Source organism: Pseudescherichia sp. (assembly GCF_031998825.1).
GTDB lineage: Bacteria > Pseudomonadota > Gammaproteobacteria > Enterobacterales > Enterobacteriaceae > Pseudescherichia.
The window spans coordinates 56182-74688 of the sequence record NZ_DAMACX010000010.1 but is presented as its reverse complement, the minus strand read 5'-3'; the positions used below and the strand labels follow the sequence as shown (position 1 = coordinate 74688).

18 protein-coding genes and 1 pseudogene are annotated in these 18507 nt (G+C 55.0%); 13 read left to right on the top strand and 6 right to left on the bottom strand.

The genetic code is table 11. The annotated features are described in order from the left end of the window. Positions 1-94: 94 nt before the first annotated feature. The 9 genes and pseudogenes from RTP97_RS07080 to RTP97_RS07040 all read left to right on the top strand — a co-directional run bounded on the left by RTP97_RS07080 (position 95) and on the right by RTP97_RS07040 (position 9372). Positions 95-493: a TIGR03757 family integrating conjugative element protein gene (locus RTP97_RS07080; protein ID WP_006785980.1), complete on the top strand. Its 399-nt coding sequence runs from the start codon at positions 95-97 to the stop codon at positions 491-493. Beyond that, complete coding sequence (locus RTP97_RS07075) at positions 490-1482, top strand: TIGR03756 family integrating conjugative element protein (protein WP_020899220.1); 993 nt, start codon at positions 490-492, stop codon at positions 1480-1482. Before RTP97_RS07080 ends, RTP97_RS07075 begins: the two co-directional genes overlap by 4 nt. Further along, the gene (locus RTP97_RS07070) at positions 1482-2957 is read left to right on the top strand and encodes an integrating conjugative element protein (RefSeq protein ID WP_020899219.1); all 1476 of its coding nucleotides are present in this window, start codon (positions 1482-1484) and stop codon (positions 2955-2957) included. The genes RTP97_RS07075 and RTP97_RS07070 overlap by 1 nt, the downstream gene beginning before the upstream one ends. A gap of 10 nt (positions 2958-2967) precedes the next feature. Next, the gene (locus RTP97_RS07065; protein ID WP_020899218.1) at positions 2968-3306 is read left to right on the top strand and encodes a hypothetical protein; all 339 of its coding nucleotides are present in this window, start codon (positions 2968-2970) and stop codon (positions 3304-3306) included. Positions 3307-3308: 2 nt separating this feature from the next. Beyond that, positions 3309-4829 (top strand): conjugal transfer protein TraG N-terminal domain-containing protein, encoded by a 1521-nt coding sequence (locus RTP97_RS07060; RefSeq protein WP_006785984.1) that lies wholly within the window; start codon positions 3309-3311, stop codon positions 4827-4829. A 686-nt stretch (positions 4830-5515) separates the two neighbouring features. Then, positions 5516-5953 (top strand): translesion error-prone DNA polymerase V autoproteolytic subunit, encoded by a 438-nt coding sequence (gene umuD / locus RTP97_RS07055; protein ID WP_223350678.1) that lies wholly within the window; start codon positions 5516-5518, stop codon positions 5951-5953. A 2-nt stretch (positions 5954-5955) separates the two neighbouring features. After that, a pseudogene (locus RTP97_RS07050) lies at positions 5956-6183 on the top strand (DNA polymerase V subunit UmuC); the annotation flags it as partial. A gap of 85 nt (positions 6184-6268) precedes the next feature. Continuing rightward, a complete protein-coding gene (locus RTP97_RS07045; RefSeq protein ID WP_023202702.1) occupies positions 6269-7246 on the top strand; it encodes a site-specific integrase in 978 nt (325 codons plus the stop codon). Continuing rightward, positions 7246-9372, top strand: a complete 2127-nt coding sequence (locus RTP97_RS07040) for a tyrosine-type recombinase/integrase (RefSeq protein WP_006785987.1) — start codon at positions 7246-7248, stop codon at positions 9370-9372. Before RTP97_RS07045 ends, RTP97_RS07040 begins: the two co-directional genes overlap by 1 nt. A 129-nt stretch (positions 9373-9501) precedes the next feature. On the opposite strand, the gene RTP97_RS07035 is transcribed toward RTP97_RS07040, so the two are convergent. Then, the gene (locus RTP97_RS07035; RefSeq protein WP_006785988.1) at positions 9502-9801 is read right to left on the bottom strand and encodes a DUF305 domain-containing protein; all 300 of its coding nucleotides are present in this window, start codon (positions 9799-9801) and stop codon (positions 9502-9504) included. A gap of 77 nt (positions 9802-9878) precedes the next feature. After that, on the bottom strand, positions 9879-12329 hold the full coding sequence (locus RTP97_RS07030; protein ID WP_312412157.1) for a heavy metal translocating P-type ATPase: 2451 nt from the start codon (positions 12327-12329) through the stop codon (positions 9879-9881). A gap of 259 nt (positions 12330-12588) precedes the next feature. On the opposite strand from RTP97_RS07030, the gene cadR reads away from it, so the two are divergent. From cadR to arsC, 4 genes are all read left to right on the top strand, one after another. Beyond that, positions 12589-13047 carry a Cd(II)/Pb(II)-responsive transcriptional regulator gene (cadR, locus tag RTP97_RS07025; RefSeq protein ID WP_006785990.1) on the top strand — a complete coding sequence of 153 codons (459 nt, stop codon included), beginning with the start codon at positions 12589-12591 and terminating at the stop codon, positions 13045-13047. 262 nt (positions 13048-13309) lie between these two features. Continuing rightward, entirely contained in the window at positions 13310-13663 is a 354-nt protein-coding gene (locus RTP97_RS07020) for a metalloregulator ArsR/SmtB family transcription factor (protein ID WP_006785991.1), read from the top strand. Positions 13664-13759: 96 nt separating this feature from the next. Continuing rightward, positions 13760-15043, top strand: coding sequence for an arsenic transporter (locus tag RTP97_RS07015; protein WP_006785992.1), 1284 nt, complete (start codon positions 13760-13762; stop codon positions 15041-15043). 49 nt (positions 15044-15092) lie between these two features. Continuing rightward, a complete protein-coding gene (gene arsC, locus RTP97_RS07010) occupies positions 15093-15521 on the top strand; it encodes a glutaredoxin-dependent arsenate reductase (RefSeq protein ID WP_006785993.1) in 429 nt (142 codons plus the stop codon). Between the two features lie 56 nt (positions 15522-15577). Here arsC and arsH read toward each other — a convergent pair whose 3' ends face one another. The 4 genes from arsH to RTP97_RS06990 are packed head-to-tail and all read right to left on the bottom strand — an operon-like array spanning position 15578 to position 18437. Further along, positions 15578-16300 carry an arsenical resistance protein ArsH gene (arsH, locus tag RTP97_RS07005; protein WP_006785995.1) on the bottom strand — a complete coding sequence of 241 codons (723 nt, stop codon included), beginning with the start codon at positions 16298-16300 and terminating at the stop codon, positions 15578-15580. After that, positions 16297-16632: an ArsR/SmtB family transcription factor gene (locus tag RTP97_RS07000; RefSeq protein WP_006785996.1), complete on the bottom strand. Its 336-nt coding sequence runs from the start codon at positions 16630-16632 to the stop codon at positions 16297-16299. The genes arsH and RTP97_RS07000 overlap by 4 nt, the downstream gene beginning before the upstream one ends. A gap of 48 nt (positions 16633-16680) precedes the next feature. Beyond that, entirely contained in the window at positions 16681-17913 is a 1233-nt protein-coding gene (locus RTP97_RS06995; protein WP_023202698.1) for an MFS transporter, read from the bottom strand. Then, entirely contained in the window at positions 17910-18437 is a 528-nt protein-coding gene (locus RTP97_RS06990; RefSeq protein WP_020899215.1) for a GNAT family N-acetyltransferase, read from the bottom strand. Before RTP97_RS06990 ends, RTP97_RS06995 begins: the two co-directional genes overlap by 4 nt. Positions 18438-18507 lie beyond the last annotated feature (70 nt).

Genomic DNA, 18507 nt, shown 5'->3' with positions numbered 1-18507 from the left:
TTAATTTTTTTGTTCGGGTATAGAATTTAATGCGGCTTTTTTGAACGGCCACGGGCACGCTGTCAGGCGATTCAGTCTGACGGAGCCCCGATTCATGAAACTGACCTCACTTGTTTTCCTGCCGGCTCTGCTGCCGGCATCCGTACTGGCCGGCACGGTCGTCTTCACCGACAGTCAGCATCTGCCGGCAAATCTGCCGCCGGACGTGCCGGTGGTACTTCTTGATGGTCCTGACCAACTGCAGGCCGAGATGTTCGGGGAACTGCCTGCAGACCCGCAGCAGGCCGAAGCACAGGTCAGGCAGGTTATGGCATCATCTGCCTGGCAACAAAAACAGCTGCAGCTGAATGATTCCTATCGCCAGGTGGTCCGGGCCTGGGAACTGGGCATTAAAAAAGTGCCGGCCGTGGTGTTTGATGACCGCGATGTGGTGTACGGCACCACGGATGTTGACGTGGCCACTTCCCTGCGTAACCGGGGGGGTGGTCAGTGAATACAAAACCTTCCCGCATCAGAACCACAGTGTGCTCGCTGGCGGTTGCCACGGTACTGGGTACGGCAACCGCGCCGGCAGCTGTTGCAGCACTTAACACGGCGCAGATTATTGCCAGCGCCGTATCGCAAAACTGTATCAGCTGGCGTGTCAGTGGCATCTGTTACTGGCTGTTCTGCACCCCCTTTGGCTGCAAGGTGCGCACGTCGGTCAAAGTCACCCACTTCATTCCTCAGGCAGTCGTTTCGACCTATGTCGCGCCGGGCGGCAACCCGTGGCAGGAAATGGCGTTTGTCAGCCAGACCGCCGGCGGGCTGGAAAGTGCCGTGACCAGCGGGCTTTCCGGTGTTTCTGCCGGAGGAGCCAATCCGGCAGACATGAAAAATCCCGGCCAGCGCAAGTCCGCCGTGCGTTTCAAGTATGCCGATGCGATTGGCCACCCGGCCACCTCCCTGATTGGCGGCAGTATTCCGGGCTATTCCTGTGATACCGCAGCCACCCCGTTAATGCCTTACTTCCTGAGTACGCTGGATTCGGCGGCCTGGCGCACGGGCGTACCGGAGTCCCTGTATCCGGAAGCGCTTGTGCCCGGCCAGCGGGAAATCGGCAGTCAGGCAGCAGCCAATATGTGGGGCAACATCTATCCCCGTTCGGGGTTTATCAGCCAGACCGATGATGACAAAGCCTCTGCCGTGGTGGCGCAGCGTGTGGCAGACATTATCACCCGCGCCGGGCAGCCCCATGTTTATCAGGTGCTCCAGGGCAGCCATCATGACGGGTACTGGCCACCGGGCGAAGTCACGGAAAACACCGGCACGCGCAATCACAAATGGCAGCGGCTGGCTCCCCACATGACTCAGTCATGTGCCGTCTTCCCGGACGGGAGCTATACCGCCGCGAGCGATAACAATGAAGCCTTTGCGTTCTGGCAGCCCTACAGCTGCTGCAAAAAGCGCGGGCAGAAATTTTTGGGCAGCACTGATATCTGATGAGGAAAACCGTGAAAAAAACACCTTCATTTTCAGCCGTTCGCTTAAGCCTGCTGCTGACCGGCTCACTGCTGACTGTCCTCCCGGGCGCGCACGCGGCCGATGATGACAATACCATCCTGGGCATGTCCCTGCCGCAGGTGAACAACAGCGCCATCGGTTACGGCAAGTCCGTCGATGGTGCGGTGTCGGACAAACTGTTCTACACCCTCGGCGGCGGCTCGGTCATTTCCCAGCCGGCCACGCGCGGCAATATGCAGAAGCTGGGGCTGAATACCGGCTGGAGCAGTGACCTGATGTGCGGCAATTTTGATCTGAAAACCACAGTCGGCAACCAGCTCAACGGCGTCACATCAGGCTTTAAAAACCTGATGGGCGACGTGATTCAGGGGGCCACCGGCGCGGTGGCCAGTCTGCCGGCGATGGTCATTCAGCGGGCTAACCCCGGTCTGTATGACATGCTCACCAACGGCGTGCTTCAGGCCAATGTGTCATTCGACAAGGCGCAACTCAACTGCCAGAACATGGCGAAAAAAATGATGGACTTCAGCGACAGCAGTAACTGGACGCAGCAGGCCATGATGGATGAGTACAAATCCATCGTAAACAGCGGTGATGCTGACGCAGTTCGTGTTGATGACGCAGGTCGCAAGGCCAGCGGCGCGTCAGGTAGTAACTGGGTTGGCGGCCAAAAACGTGGGGGGGCGGGGCAGCCCGCGATACGTGTCACCCATGACCTTGTCGCTGCCGGCTACAACATGATGAACGGTCTGCCCGTCACGTCTGATTCGACCGTGGGCGAAAGCAGCTGTAACGGTGGCGCATGCTCTAAATTCGGCAGCGCGGAAGAGGCGGCGGCCATGACCGTGAAGGTGCTGGGCGATCGCTCGATGCGCACCTGTGCCAACGCGAGTGAATGTACCAGCGGTGATGCGGATGACCAGCCCGGTACGACCGTTGCCGGCACCGGTTTTGCCCCACTGCTGGAAGAGGCAACCAAAGCCAACGCTGAGCAGCTGGTCAGGCTCGTCAACGGTACGGAAAAGCCCACGGCCGCGAATCTGGCGAAGCTGAAAACTGGCGGACTGCCGGTGACGGCCGGCGTGATTAAAGCCCTGCAGCGTGATCCGGATAACGCGGCCCTAACCGCCCGCCTTGCAGGCGAACTGGCCATGTCTGACACGGTGGAAACGGCGCTGCTGATGCGTCGCATGATGGTTACCGGTATGTCGGAGCCGAATGCCGCTGCCCAGCCAAAGGCCATTGATACCGCCGGCCAGCGCATTGAGGCGCTGGATCGGGAAATCGCGGCGCTGAAAAACGAGATGGAGATGAAGCGCGAACTGTCACGTAATTCTGTGCTGACCATTATCGACAGGGAGAATCAGCGCGTCGAAACCAACCCGCAGACCCAGTCCGATGACAATACCGACAGTCGCTTCAACCAGATGGCAGCGCCGCAGTCGGCTGAATGAGGGAATAAGGATGCGTAATAAAACGACTGTCAGGAAAGTCTTGACCCGTGCCGGCTTCTTCCTCGCCTGTATGGCGCTGTTCATGGTGGTCTCACTGATGATGGCTGACACCGCCATGAAACATCCGACTGAAGCTGCTGCATTCCGGAGCTGGATGCAGTCGACGCGTTACGGCTGGCTGATGTGGCGACTGGCGCTGTATGCGCTTGTTGCCTGGGGCCTCTGGAAAATCCGGCATGCGCCGGGTTTTCGGGAGGCATACCGGCGGCCGCTGCTGCGCATCAGTGTGGTCAGTGTGCTTTTTATCGCGTTGTGTGAGTACGCGATGTTTACCGGTCCGGGAGCCTGACGATGACAACAAACAGCTATCTTGAGTATTTTCTCACGCTGCTCGGCTGGGTGATCAATAACGGCCTGTGGAATGTCCTGCTGAGCACCGGGCTTTTTGTCCTGCCGCTGGCGTTTAAGGTGGTGGGGATCTGGCTCAAAGTCCGTGAAGAGGGGGAGGATGAAGGCAACAAGGGGATGCTGTCGCTGCCTCGTATCGAGAACGCGCTGTATGCCGGATTCCTGGTGATGATTGCCTGCTGCGTACCGCTGATTAATGTCAGCCTCAGTACGATGCAGTACGACACAACCCGGGCAAAGAGCTGTGGTGTGTGGACGCCAAAAGCGCCGGATGAAAGCGGGTATGCCGGCGTGGTCACCAGTCTCAACGACCAGACGGCCGCAGCACCGGTGTGGTGGGTGCTGATTCATAAACTCTCGAAAGGGGTAACCCAGGCGGCCGTGGCGACCATTCCCTGCCGCCCTGACATGCGGCAGATCCGCTTTGAAGTGCAGCATACGCGTATCGACAACAAAGCGCTGGCGCAGGAACTGCAGGACTTCACCAACGACTGCTATTCGGTTGCGCTGTATCTGTGGAAGCAACAGGATCAGGGCCAGACAAAGGACAAAACTACGCTGCGTGATATCGAATGGATTGGCAGCAGTACATTCCTGAGCCGGTACTATCCTTCGTTGCAGTCCAAACTGCCCCGGGCTGCGTTCCCATGGTCTGACAGCCGGGACAGTGGCCGGCCCAATACCGGAAGAGGAGGCTATCCCACCTGCAGCGAGTGGTGGAGCAGTACGGACACAGGACTGAAAGCGCGGGTGAAAGATCAGGCCGACCCCGATATGTGGCTGCGTATCTCGGCCGCAATGAAAATGTCAGGCTTTAACGACAGTGACTATCAGGAAGCCGTCATCCGTCGTCTGGTAAGCCCGGAAAGCCTGACTGTCTCACAGAATGGTCACGTGTATGCCGGCTATGGCGGCAATGCCGATTTTACCCTGGATAATGCCGCGGCGCGCGTGGCCTCCATTGGCGGTACGGCCCTCGGCAGTCTGGCCGCGTTCCCGGCGTTCGATGCGATGCGACAGGCGCTGCCAATGGTGCAGGCCATCCTGCTGATGGCAATATATGTCATGCTGCCGCTGATCCTGGCATTTGCGGCCTACGAATTCAAAACCGTTATTACGCTGACCTTTGTGATGTTTGCTCTTAACTTCCTGACATTCTGGTGGGAACTGGCGCGCTGGCTCGACAGCTGGCTGTTAACCGCGTTGTACAGTTCGGATACACACAGTCGGTTCAATATGGCGGGACTGCAGAACAGCTCAGATGACCTTATTATGAATCTGGTTATGGGCACTATGTTTCTGGTACTTCCTGCTGTTTGGTTAGGGGCATTATCATGGGCAGGAGTTACCATCGGGAATGCTTTAAGCTCAGCATATCAGCAAGGAACAGCAAAAGCTGAAAGCTCTGGAGGTAAGTTGGGAGAGGCTGGAGCTAATGCTGTTGCAAATAAAGCTATGAAGTAAGCGTAAATTGTCACAAATGAGTAAGGGGGAGCCCTTACTCATCCTCGTTAACCATACGCCCTGCAGCGTCGTACCATCCCCATCCATGCTGGCCATCACGATATTTTCCATAACCTGGCTGCTCTTCCATAAAGTTCTCACATGGTGCATTTTCACTTTCGGAGAGATGTTTTCTATGAGGTGAGAGCACGGCACTAATGAGAAACAATGATCCAAAAGTGAGGATTACAAAACATGCAATGGGTATCATTGGGATATGCCCACACCAAGACGGTAGACGATGAGTAGCCGCCCACGACACACACCGTTTATCCCAGTTTAATAGAGTAGTTCTGGCTCGTTTCCATATACCCGCAAAACGGACGCCACGATTCCAGGCGCGTTTCTCTTGAGACTGATACATCACCCCCTCCGAATTACGTGAATTCTAAAGGGACTATAGCGGAATTTTTGTGCAATTACGAACATCCATGATACCTGACTGAGAACACTAATTAATTCTTTAAAACTCATCAGGTTACTTTTTTCCAAATAGTTACAGCTTGTCATCGTTGAAAATGCATTATTATACTGTATTTATAAACAGTATAATTTGAGGGGGGCGAGTTATGCCAATTCCTTTAGAACAGACGATGTGTTGGGATAAAAGTTCGCAGAAAAATTCAGCAAACACACCGGTTTTGATGATGGCGGCGATAGCCAGACTTACAGGTAGCAATCCATCACTGGCATGTGTTCCTTTGTTTGGCGATGGGGTTTCATGTGGTTTCCCTTCTCCCGCTCAGGATTATGTTGAAAAGCGTCTTTCCCTGGATGACCTTTGTATCCGCTATCCAGAAAGTACTTACCTGGTGCGAGCAGAAGGGGATTCGATGCGTAACGCCGGTATCAGAGATGGAGATTTATTAATAGTTGAATGTATTCGTGAGGCCAGGCACGGTGATATTGTCATTGCAGCTGTAAATGGAGAGTTTACCTGTAAACGACTGCAGTTGTTGCCTTCTCCAGCCCTGTTGCCAGCTAATCCCGCATATTCAGCTATACCCCTGACTGACGACATCGAAACCGTTGTCTTCGGTGTGGTACGCCATCTTGTGCATTCATTCAAGTTTAGGGGCGCTTAGCAGTGTTCGCCCTAGTCGATGTTAACTCATTTTACGCTTCCTGCGAGACAGTTTTCAGACCAGATCTCCGTGGCAAACCTGTGGTGGTGCTGTCTAATAACGATGGCTGCATAATAGCCCGTTCCTCAGCAGCAAAATCACTTGGGTTAAAAATGGGCGATCCCTGGTTCAAGGTTGGTCGTGAGGCTGAGAAAAAGGGTGTTGTAGCATTTTCAAGTAATTACAGCTTATAGTAAGTTAAATGGAATGCAACATCTTCGGTATAAACTTTAATCAGTTGTTATGAACTGAAAGGGGAAGGCCGTGAACACTTCCATGCATTCCGCATCTGCTCTTCTGCTGACTGAGCAGTGGCTTACAATTCTTTCGAATTTAGGAAGAGCCAGCGCAACTATTAAAGCCTATCGAAGTGCCCTGACGCATTTTTTTGCCTTCTGTGAAATACACGACATTGCTCCTGAAAGAGCTTCCTTTGAAGACATTGCAGGATATATCCGACCTCAGCTCCCTGATATGCCGTCGTCCGTTGCAAGCGCCACGCTCCAGTTGCGCCTTTCAGCTCTTCGTCTCTGGTATGACTTTCTGGTTTATCAGGATATTTGCAGTCTCAACCCGTTACCCCGTTCGGGTTTGCCTGGTGCCATTTATACCGGACGCGGCCTGATCCCACGTATCAACCGACTCCCCGTTATTCCCGATGACGGGGAGTGGCTCAGGTTCCTGAAACACGTTTCTGCAGCGCCTCTGCGTGACCGACTGATGCTTGCTCTGGCTTATTATGGGGCGCTCCGACGTACTGAAGTGACGGCTCTGAGGCTTGAGGACATTGACCTGGCTCATCGCCTGATACGCATCCGGGCAGAAACGACGAAAAACAGACGGGAAAGAATGGTCTGCTATAGCGCCGACGTTGCGCCGGTACTGGCAAACCATTTTCAAAAGCTACGGCTGGAAGGCTGGTCAGGCGGTGCTTTGTTCCGTTCCGTCTCTGACCGTAATTACGGCGCTCCTCTCTCTTTCTGGAGCTGGAGTAAAACCGTACGGAAATGGGCGGCAGAGACTGATCAGCCAGACATCACCACGCATACTTTTCGTCACCTCCGGCTGACGCATCTGGCACGGGCCGGATGGAAACTGCATGAACTGGCTACTTATGCAGGGCACAGGGACCCACGTACAACACAAATTTATATTCATCTGTCGGGAACGGATATGGCTGCCCGCATGGCTGCTGCCGTCGCTGAAACCGACCGTAAGATTGCAGGGCTTATCTTTCAGGCGGGAGCCGTGTGATGAAAGCAGAAACAGGAATTCATAAAATTTATGTCCCCTTCAGGCGTTCAGATTATCAGCTGAATAATGTGTTAAGCATTGAAGAGCTTGAGGCATTAAGCACAGGGCACAAACGTATCTCTGCTTTGAGCAAGCAAGGTCCGCTGTCATCTTTACTGCGGCCACTTCAGGATATTGCCGCCCGCAGCGGTACGAGTGACAGACTCGTCAGGATTATCATTCCTGTCGTGCTGGCGGAAATACACCGGACAAGGAAACCCTGCTGGCTGTGGGATTCGGAAAAGTGGCTGACGTTGTGCCTGCAGCACCGTTCCGGCAGGCCCCTTATTGCGGCATTTGCCTTCCATCTTGGCCCGTTTCCCTCACCGTTCGACCTGCCGCATCATGGTGCTCCGTCGTTGTACGCCTGTGCCATCTATGGCCGGGACATTTTCATTCAGGAACTCAACCGGCTGACTGATACGCTTGTCTCGCTGGGATACAAACGACAGAACCAGAAAAACGCCCTGTCAGCCCTGCTGGGCATACTGATGATGATGAACAATAATCCTGAGCTTGAAAGCTTCACAACTGAACTCCTGTGGCGCGCGCAGAATTATCACGATCGGGGAATCGCACGAACAGTAGGCAGAGTTTCACATGCGCTGGCCGCAATGGGCATCCTCAAAAGTGCCGTACGTATGCGCAATTACCGTGAGTGGCACGAAAAACCCACAGAAAATATTGCCACAGAGTGGGTAACGTGGTGCCGGCGCTGGAGAGAAACGTCGGTGCTTCGGCCCCGGTCCAGAGAGAGCCAGTACAGCTTTATCCTCCGCTGCGGTCTGTGGCTCGCCCGCGAGCATCCGGAAATTCGCTCGCCGTCCGACTGGACAATGGAGATCTGCGCCAGCTTCATTGCTGCAATCGGAAGAATGAAGGTTGATGAACTTTCACTGGGTACAGAACGTGGGGTGCGCCGCTCTCCACGTTCCGGAGAGCCCATGCTGCCAAATTCCCGTGCCGGTTTCGTGTATGCCGTTCGTCGTTTTATGTTTGACTACGAACTCTGGGAATGGGGACGTCTGAAATTCAGTCCGGCCCGCCATCTCTCCACACCTGATACACCGCTCTTTCGTCAGGGCGTCAATCCGCGTGTTATTGATGATCCTGTATGGCTGAAACTGGTCTGGGCAAGCCTGAATCTGCGTCAGGAAGATTTGCTCAGTGAAATTCACTACCCCCTCTCTATGCTGCAGGCTATGGCAGTCATCTGGACGCATGCAGGGCTGCGTCAGAATGAGCTGATGCGCCTGACCGCTGGCTGCATCATTCCACAATCGGAAGATATTAACCGGGACGACGGCAGTACCATTCCTGCCGGGACTCTTTGCTATCTGAACGTGCCGGCCGGCAAGACATCTAAAGCCTTTGTTAAGCCGGTTTCTGCAGTGGTGAAAAAGTATGTCGATATCTGGCTGGCAGAACGACCAGAAGAACAGGCAGCTCTGACGGATGAACGCACCGGTGAAAAAGTCCGTTTTCTGTTTCAGTACCGGGGCAAACCGGTGGGAAGAGACATAATAAACCGCACCGTTATTCCGGTTCTCTGTGCCCGGGCAGGAGTGCCTGAGGAAGACAGCCGGGGCCCCATTACCAGCCACAGGGGACGCGCATCGGCCGTAACTGCCCTGGCCAGTGTTCCTCAGGGCATGTCTTTATACGAGCTGATGCAGTGGTCAGGACACTCTTCGCCGCAATCCACCATGCATTATATTCGAATACGCCCGACGCAGCTTGCTGCCTCTTTTGTTAAAGCTGACCGGGTAGCGCACATGATAAGCGTGCTGATTGATCATGACCCCGCAGCAACCAGCCTCACGGGACCTGCGACATATTATGATCTGGGCGACTCTTTCTGTACTAATCCCTTCTGGAGCAGTTGCCCGCACCGTATGGCATGCATCGGATGTGATTTTAATCTGCCAAAGAGAAGTGCAAGAGGACTGTTACTGGAAAGTAAGGCATCGGTAAAACATTATCTTGAAGAAGTGCCACTGACGCCCGATGAGAAAGAAGTAATAGAAGGTGATGTGGAAAAACTGAACGCCGCTCTTATGAAAACAGATATCCCACGTATTCTGTAGCAGGCCCTGACCGGAATTCACTTTATGTGTGTGAAGGACGGCGTAGTAAGGAGCTGCTACGCCGTAACGAAAGTAATAAAAAAGAGCTTATTTACTGAGCCATACTTCCATCTGCCGTATTTCTTCTTTCTAGGCGCTGATAATGCTTTCAGCCATCTTCCGCATTGCCGGTGATTTACCATAACGGAGTTCCGTTTCGGCCATGGCAATGGCTCCTTTGTGATGTTCAATCATGCTCCTGGCAAATGCCCTGTCTGCATCCGGGTCCTGTACGGCCTTTATCATTCCTTCGTGCATATTATTCATGCCGTCCATATAGGCCTCAGAAGACGGTGACATTCCGGCATGGTTTCCGTGTACTGCCTGCGCAGCCGTTGCCGGAAACACGACTGCGAGCATCAGCAATAAAATCATGTTACGCGGTTTCATACTCTCTTCCTTTATCGGAGTGCAGATTAGCGGCTATTTTCAGGTGCCTGTCTTTACCGGAAGAGCAGCCAGACAGGTTACTTACGCAACAGGCGCAGACCGTTTGCCACGACAAGCAGGCTTGCCCCCACATCCGCGAATACGGCCATCCACATGGTCCCCATACCTGCAATGGTCAGGGCCAGGAACACTGCCTTGATCCCAATAGCCATAACGATATTCTGAACCAGAATGTTATACGTCTGCCGGGAGAGTCGGACAAAAGCCGGAATTTTACGCAAATCATCATCCATGAGGGCCACATCGGCAGTCTCGATGGCGGTATCCGTGCCCATTGCACCCATGGCAAAGCCGATATCGGCGCGGGCCAGCGCCGGTGCATCATTGATGCCGTCGCCCACCATGCCGGTCGTGCCCTGCGCCGTAAATGTTTCTACAGCACGCAGTTTATCTTCCGGCAGTTGATCCCCCCGCGCCTCATCGATACCAACCTGACCGGCAATGGCCTGCGCAGTGTGCGCATTGTCTCCGGTCAGCATGAGCGTTTTAACACCCAGACTATGCAACTGACTTATCGCCTCGCGGCTGCTTTCCTTCACCGTATCAGCCACCGCAAACAGCCCTAGCACCTGATGAGTGTCACAGAGCATGATGACCGTTTTACCCCCGGTCTCCAGTTCCGTTAGTGCAGCCCTGACCGCTTCCGGACAGCGCACCGTTTCTTCAGCCAGCCTCAGATTGCCCAGACTGTAGGTTTGACCGTTGATGACGCCGCGCACGCCGCGGCCTGGCAGAGCCTCAAAGTTTTCCACTTCATAACGCTGAATGCCATCTGATGCCGCCGATACAGCCTGCGAAACCGGATGATCGGAGTAACCTGCCAGGCTCACAGCCAGACTGCGCCCCTCATCTTCTGCCACCCCGGTATAGATAATCGCATCCGTCTGTACCGGCTTACCGTGCGTCAGGGTGCCGGTCTTGTCGAGCGCCAGCCACTTCAGCTTTCGGCCTTCTTCAAGATAAACGCCGCCCTTGATCAATATCCCCCGGCGGGCTGCTGCCGTCAGGCCACTGACAATGGTCACTGGCGTGGAAATGACCAGCGCACAGGGGCAGGCGATAACCAGCATCACCAGCGCCTTGTAAATCCACTCCTGCCAGCTTTCACCTGCAATCAGCGGTGGGAGAACGGCAACTGCGACGGCAATAGCAAACACCACAGGGGTATAAATTTGTGCAAAGCGATCAACAAAGCGCTGCGTAGGGGCTTTTGCCCCCTGCGCTTCCTCCACGGCATGAATGATACGCGCCAGCGTGGTATTTCCGGCAGCGGCCGTTACACGGTACTCAAAGCCACCGGAGCCGTTGACCGTCCCGGCGAAGACCGGGTCACCTTCCCCTTTATCCACCGGCAGACTTTCGCCGGTAATAGGTGCCTGATTAATGGCGGTCCTGCCCCGGACCACCGTGCCGTCGAGAGCGATACGCTCGCCCGGTTTTACCCTGACCACGCTGTTAAGGGATACAGACCTGGCCTCAGTTTCTTTCCAGGAGCCGTCCGGTTGCTGAACCGTGGCCGTTTCAGGCGTCAGCTTCATCAGAGAGCCGATGGCATTGCGGGCGCGATCAAGAGATTTCGCTTCAATCAGTTCCGCAATCGTGAACAGCACCATTACCATGGCGGCTTCAGGCCACTGTCCGAGCGCCAGCGCCCCGGTGACGGCAATACTCATCAGGGCGTTGATATTCAGGTTGCCGTTGCGAAGAGCAATCCAGCCTTTTTTGTACGTGGACAGGCCACAGGCCGCAACGGCAGCCAGAGCAAGAGCCGCTTCCAGCCATTCCGGCATGCCCGCCCAGTGCATGGCTTCGGCGGCGATTGCCGCCAAACCGGCAAGCGCGAGCGGCCACCAGTGTTTTTTCTTTTCCTCAGTGACCGCGTGCCGGCCATTACTGTCAGGAAGTTCAGGTTCAAAGCCCAGAGAACGAATGGCGGCCAGAACCGGCTCCAGCGTATCCGGTGCGTGAACCACCGTCAGTACACGCTGCATAAGATTGAAATCCAGTTCCTTGACGGCTGACATGCCGTCCAGCTTTTTACGGATCATGCCCTCTTCAACCGGGCAGTCCATCTGCATGATCCTGATACTGGTACGCACCCCGTCAGCGGTCACCTGCTGCGTCTGCAGCTCACCGAATGTGACAGGGGCAGGCGAGCAGCAGGAACCGCCGGTATTTTCCGCCTCACGGCCTGAGCAGCAGCTGCCTTCAGGCTGCATTGCTTTATCAATCGGTTCCGGGTCAAAACCCAGCGAGCGCACCGCCTGCAGAACCGGTTCCAGCGCCTGCGGTGTATGGGTCACGGTAAGCACCCTCTGTATCAGATTGAATTCAAGATTGCTGACGGCAGGTAATTTTGCCAGTTTTTTTCGGAGGAGCGTCTCCTCCGTCGGGCAGTCCATCTGCATGATGCGCAGACGCGTCTGAACGTCATCGTTGCGGGGAAGCTCTGCAACCGGTTCGGACATCTGGCTCAGGCCGTCCGTTGAGCAGCAGCTCCCGGTGCTGCAACAGGCCGGTGTGGTCTGAGTCGTTTTTGGTGGCATTTTCCCTGAAGCCTCAGTCGGGGCAGTGGCGGTATTTTTAACAGACGCCTCCTCTCCGGTTGCGGCTGATCCACATTTTTTATTACTGCAGCAGTCACTCATTTTTTTATCCCGTTCATAACGTATACTGGCATTAAAGACCCTGATGTAACTACAGGGTCAAGCTCAGAAGAGGTGTGATATGAAAATTGGTGAACTGGCCCGCCAGGCGGGATGTCCTGTAGAGACGGTACGTTATTATGAGCGAGAGGGGCTTCTGCAGGCCGCATTGCGGGACCAGACTAATAACTACCGCCATTACGATAGCGCACATCTCGAAAGGCTTATGTTTATCCGGCGCTGCCGGGCGCTCGATATGACCCATGAAGAAATCCGGGTGTTGCTGCAGGCGCGCAGCCAGCCAGACGCAGACTGCGGTACGGTTAATGCCCTGATAAATGAACATCTGAACCACGTTCAGGCCCGTATTCGTGAACTAAATATGCTGGAAAAACAACTATTTGAGCTCCACAGCCACTGCAATGCCAACCGGGCAACACGGGACTGCGGTATTCTGCGCGAACTGGAGCAGGCAGAAGAGCCTGAGGATATCGTGCCGGTTATCACTGCAGGTCATCTGGCCGGAAGCCACTCTTACTGATGCTGCTTTCTGCCATAAGTAGAACGGTTCACTAAAGAAACAGGCTTTTTTTGTGATGTTACTTCGTCATGCCCGACCATTAAGGCAGCTGAAAGTGTGCTGCCGTTAAAATCTGTGTGATATCGTTTAACCGCTATTCCCTCATTAAGCTGTACTGAAAAGCCTGTAAGCACGTCAAAACATATATGAATTTATAAATATAAAGTTGACCTTTCGTCTGCAGCAGACGAGACTTGTTGCTGTCCGCCACGAAGGAGAAATTATGCCGTCACTGCTGCCCCTGCAACTTTTTAAGAATCTTTCTGACGAAACCCGGCTCAGCCTGGTGCTGTTGTTGCGCGAAAAAGGGGAGCTTTGCGTCTGCGAGCTTGTATCTATCCTGAAAGAAACACAGCCAAAAATATCGCGGCACCTGGCCCTGCTCAGAGAGAGTGGACTGCTTATCGACAGGCGCGACGGCAAGTGGATCCATTACCGGTTATCGCCACACATGCCTGCGTGGGCAGCAGCGGTCATTGAGCAGGCATATCTGTGTCAGCGGGATGAAATTCTTCATCTCAGTCAGCAGGCTGAGCGTGATAACGCAACCACCAACGGCAAAGCTGTCTGCATGTAAAAATTTTATCTAAACACATTCGATTAAACGCATATATTTACAGGGTACAGTTAGCAGCCCGCTTCAACGGGCAGTTATAATTAAGAAGGAGAGGGTATGTTTCTGGCGGGTGCGATTTTTATTCTGACGCTGGTACTGGTTATCTGGCAGCCGAAAGGACTCAGTATTGGCTGGAGTGCCGTTATCGGCGCCGCGCTGGCGCTGCTGACCGGCGTAGTACAAATCGGGGATATTCCGGTGGTCTGGCAGATTGTCTGGAACGCCACGGCCACGTTTATTGCGGTCATCATTATCAGCCTGCTGCTCGATGAGTCCGGCTTTTTTGAATGGGCCGCGCTGCACGTTTCCCGCTGGGGAGGCGGCAGGGGCCGGCTGCTGTTCACGTATATCGTTCTGCTGGGTGCGGCAGTGGCGGCGCTGTTTGCCAATGACGGAGCCGCGCTAATTCTGACGCCGATCGTTATCGCCATGCTGCTGGCGCTGGGCTTCAGCCCCGGGGCCACGCTGGCGTTTGTGATGGCGGCCGGGTTTATCGCCGATACCTCCAGCCTGCCGCTCATCGTGTCAAACCTGGTCAACATCGTCACGGCAGACTTCTTTAAACTGGGTTTCAGCGAGTATGCCTCGGTGATGGTGCCGGTGAATATCGCGTCCGTGGCCGCCACGCTGGTGATGCTGCACCTGTTTTTCCGCAGGGACATCCCGGACACTTACGACCTGGCGAAGCTGAAGGCGCCGCGTGAGGCCATTCGCGATGCGCGTACCTTTAAAACCGGCTGGATTGTTCTCATCCTGCTGCTGATCGGCTTCTTTGCCCTCGAACCACTCGGCGTGCCGGTCAGCCTTGTGGCCGCGGTGGCGGCGTTTATTCTCTGGCTGGTAGCCCGGAAAGGCAATGTGATTGATACCGGAAAGGTACTGAAAGGTGCGCCCTGGCAGATCGTTATCTTCTCGCTGGGCATGTACCTGGTGGTATACGGACTACGCAATGCCGGGCTAACTGATTACCTTTCTGCCGCCCTGAACCGGTTTGCCGAGCATGGCGTCTGGGGCGCAACGCTCGGCACCGGCTTTCTGACGGCGGCGCTTTCATCAGTCATGAACAACATGCCTACCGTGCTGGTTGGCGCGCTCTCCATTGACGGCAGCACCGCTCAGGGCGTGGTGAAGGAGGCGATGATTTACGCCAACATCATCGGCTGCGACCTCGGTCCGAAAATCACCCCTATCGGTAGCCTCGCTACCCTGCTGTGGCTGCACGTCCTGGCACAGAAAAACATAACCGTCAGCTGGGGCTACTACTTCCGCGTGGGCATCGTGATGACCCTGCCGGTACTGTTTGTGACGCTGGCTGCGCTGGCCCTGCGCCTGTCTGTTTAACCTTAACCCCGGAGCTGTGCCTGTGCAGCGCCTTTATGGAGTAACGCTCATGACTGACATTACCATTTATCACAATCCGGCCTGCGGGACGTCCCGCAATACCCTGGCGCTTATCCGCAACAGCGGCACCGAGCCCACGGTGATTCTGTATCTGGAAACACCGCCGTCGCGCGACGAGCTGAAAAAGCTGATTACGGACATGGACATTAGCGTGCGTGCCCTGCTGCGTAAAAATACCGATCCCTACGAGCAGCTCGGCCTGGCTGAAGACCGGTTCAGCGATGAAGAACTGCTCGATGCGATGCTGGCTCATCCGATCCTCATTAATCGTCCGGTGGTGGTGACGCCGCTGGGAACGAAGCTCTGCCGCCCCTCCGAAGTGGTTCTGGGCATACTGCCGGACCCGCAGAAGGGAGCGTTTACCAAAGAGGACGGCGAAGCAGTCATTGATGAGCAAGGGAATCGCGTCAGCCACTGATGTTTCCCTTGGCTGTGACAGGGAAAATGTGAAAAAGCCGGCAGATGCCGGCTTTTTTATATGCTGCGCTGGTTTACCCGCTCAGAGAGCTGCGCAGCACTCTCCTTCCTTTCGCTGTAGCGGTCGGTGAGATAACCACTACGACCGCGCGTCAGCAGGGTGAACTTCATCAGTTCCTCCATGACGTCCACTATGCGGTCATAATACGGAGAAGGCTTCATGCGGCCGTCCTCATCAAACTCGGCCCAGGCTTTTGCAACGGATGACTGGTTCGGGATAGTGATCATCCGCATCCAGCGCCCAAGAATACGCATCTGGTTTACGGCGTTGAAAGACTGTGAGCCTCCGCTGACCTGCATGACAGCAAGGGTTTTCCCCTGCGAGGGCCGGACCGCCCCGGACGTCAGCGGTATCCAGTCAATCTGCGTCTTCATGATGCCGGTCATGGCACCGTGACGCTCAGGAGAGCACCAGACCATCCCTTCAGACCAGAGCACTAGCTGGCGCAGCTCTGCGACCTTCGGATGCGTCTCAGGTACATCATCCGGCAGCGGCAGGCCGGACGGATTGAATAACTTCACCTCCGCGCCCATGGCCGTCAGCAGCCGTGCGGCCTCTTCCGTGGTGAGTCGGCTGTAAGAGCGCTCCCGAAGCGAACCGTAGAGCATCAGTATGCGGGGCGGATGCGCCACCTCTTCGGCCTTTAATTTCTCTTCCGAAAGGGGCGTATCCAGGAGTGTCAGATCGATATTGTTCAGGGCATCATTCACGTTATTCACAATGGAGTCTCTTTATGGGAAATCTCGGTAGACAGGCTGCAGCTACTGCCACCGGCGCAGCACTCTTCAGTGAGAAAAGCCATCAGCTGCTCAAGCTGCGCATAGCAAGGTCTGCAGAACAAGGTACGACTCTGCCGTTCCTGGCTTATGAGTCCAGCGGACATCAGCGCTGAAAGATGATGGCTGAGCGTGGAGGCAGGAATCTCAAGGTGCTTCTGCAGTTCGCCAACCGGCAGGCCTTCATGACCAGCCCTGACCAGCTCCCGGTATATGCGGAGACGTGTCGGGTGGCCCAGTTCTCGAAGTGCGTTTGCTGCGGTGTGTAAATCCATGCGGCCTCCTTTAACTATATTTCCAGAATAATAGAAATATGGAAGCCGTCAAACATTTTTTTCGTGAAGGGTAGATGCTCCATGGTCCCGGTTCTGCACAACAGAGCCAGAATGACGCTGCCAGAGGACCACAGAAATCGCCGTAATGATCAGGGTCAGGATGAAGGAAAAAAGCAGCGTGCCGGGTATACCGTAGCGCTCCAGCAGTATGGCATACGCAGACGGAGCCAGTGCCGCGAGAAAAAATGCCGGCGACATCAGTATTCCTGTTTTGCGGGCGTACTGCTGCGGATCAAACAGCACAAGAGGAAGTACGGCCTTCACGATCGTATTCAGTCCGTTTACGGCCCCATAGCCCAGAACGAAAAAGGCTGTAGCCACAGGAGTAATGCTGCCTGCAAGGCCGGTCAGAAAACAGAGGGGAAGCAGGATACCGGTTATAAGGTTCAGGCGTATCGCGGAGATTCGTGCACCTGAAACTACACCCAGCAGACGGGCACCTAACTGCCCCACTCCCCACAGCATGCCAGCCAGAGCAGGCACGCCATAAGAGGCCAGTATCCGGGGAAAATGTGTGGACACGCCGGTGGAGACAAAGCTTATCAACGCTATCAGAGTGGCATACCACAGGCCGCTGATGAGTGCTTTTGTGTCCTCTGATGTTGCTGTTGCGTCAGCCGAATGGCCGGATCGCCCTGTTACGGGAAGTTTTACCCGACTGCCTGCCGGAACGGCAGTTAAAAAAAACAGGCTCAGCAGGCCCGCACAGCCATAAATGATGACGGCATGCCGCCAGTCGGTGACGTGAAGAAGCGCTGCGCCAGCAGGCCAGAAAGCGGCCGACGCGAGACCGCCCAGCAGGGTGACCAGAGAGATTGCCTTGCGAGCCTCTGCGCCTGCGGTTTCCACAAGCATGGCAAAAGCGGCGTCATACAGAGCAAGCCGCATGCCCGCGCCTGTCAGGATCCAGACGGCATCCCACGCTAATGTTGAATAGGTAAACGCCATCAGAAAACACCCGATGGTTATAGCCAAAGTTCCCGCCATCATCAGGGTGCGTCCACCGGTACGGGCCATTACGGGACCGATAAGCGGTGAAACCAGCCCCATAACGAGCATGGCAACGCTCAGGCCGGAGAATGTCTCACCGGAAGACCAGCCTGTTTCCGCCATGATGGCGGCTCCGAAGACACCCGGCATGTAGAACGTAATACCCCAGTTGATAAGCTGCGTCATGCCGATGCAGAAAATGGTGCGGCCTGTCAGATATCCTTGTGTCATTCTGTACTTTCCGGAAGCGTAGCGTCGCCATGCCCGAGCGTACGCTGCAGGATAACCGTATCGAGCCAGCGCCCATGCTTGAATCCTACAGACCTGAGGGTGCCAGTGATGCTGAAGCCTGCAGCGCGGTGAAGAGCAAGGGAGGCAGTATTTTCACTGTTCCCCACCACCGCTACAAGTTGCCGAAAACCACGGGCTTCTGCCCATCCTACTGCACGGGATAGCAGCATTTTTCCAATGCCCCGCCCCTGATACGTGGCATCAACATATACAGAGTCTTCCAGAGTAAAGCGATAGGCGCACCGTTCCCGGTATAGAGACAAATAGCAGTATCCTCGAACAATTCCTCCGTCAACCGCCACCAACCAGGGCAGTCCTGCTGCATGTACCTTTTTCAGCCGGGCTGCCATTTCAGCCTCACCCGGCGGTTCGGTTTCAAAAGTGGCGGTGCCGTGTAATACGTGATAAGCATAAATCTGTTGTATAGCGGGAATATGTCGTTCATCTGCTTCGGTTATTTCCATCAGTACAGCTCCCTTTCAGATCAGAAACAGAGACTAACCCGGATGAATCATTTCAGACAGGCAGCAGGGC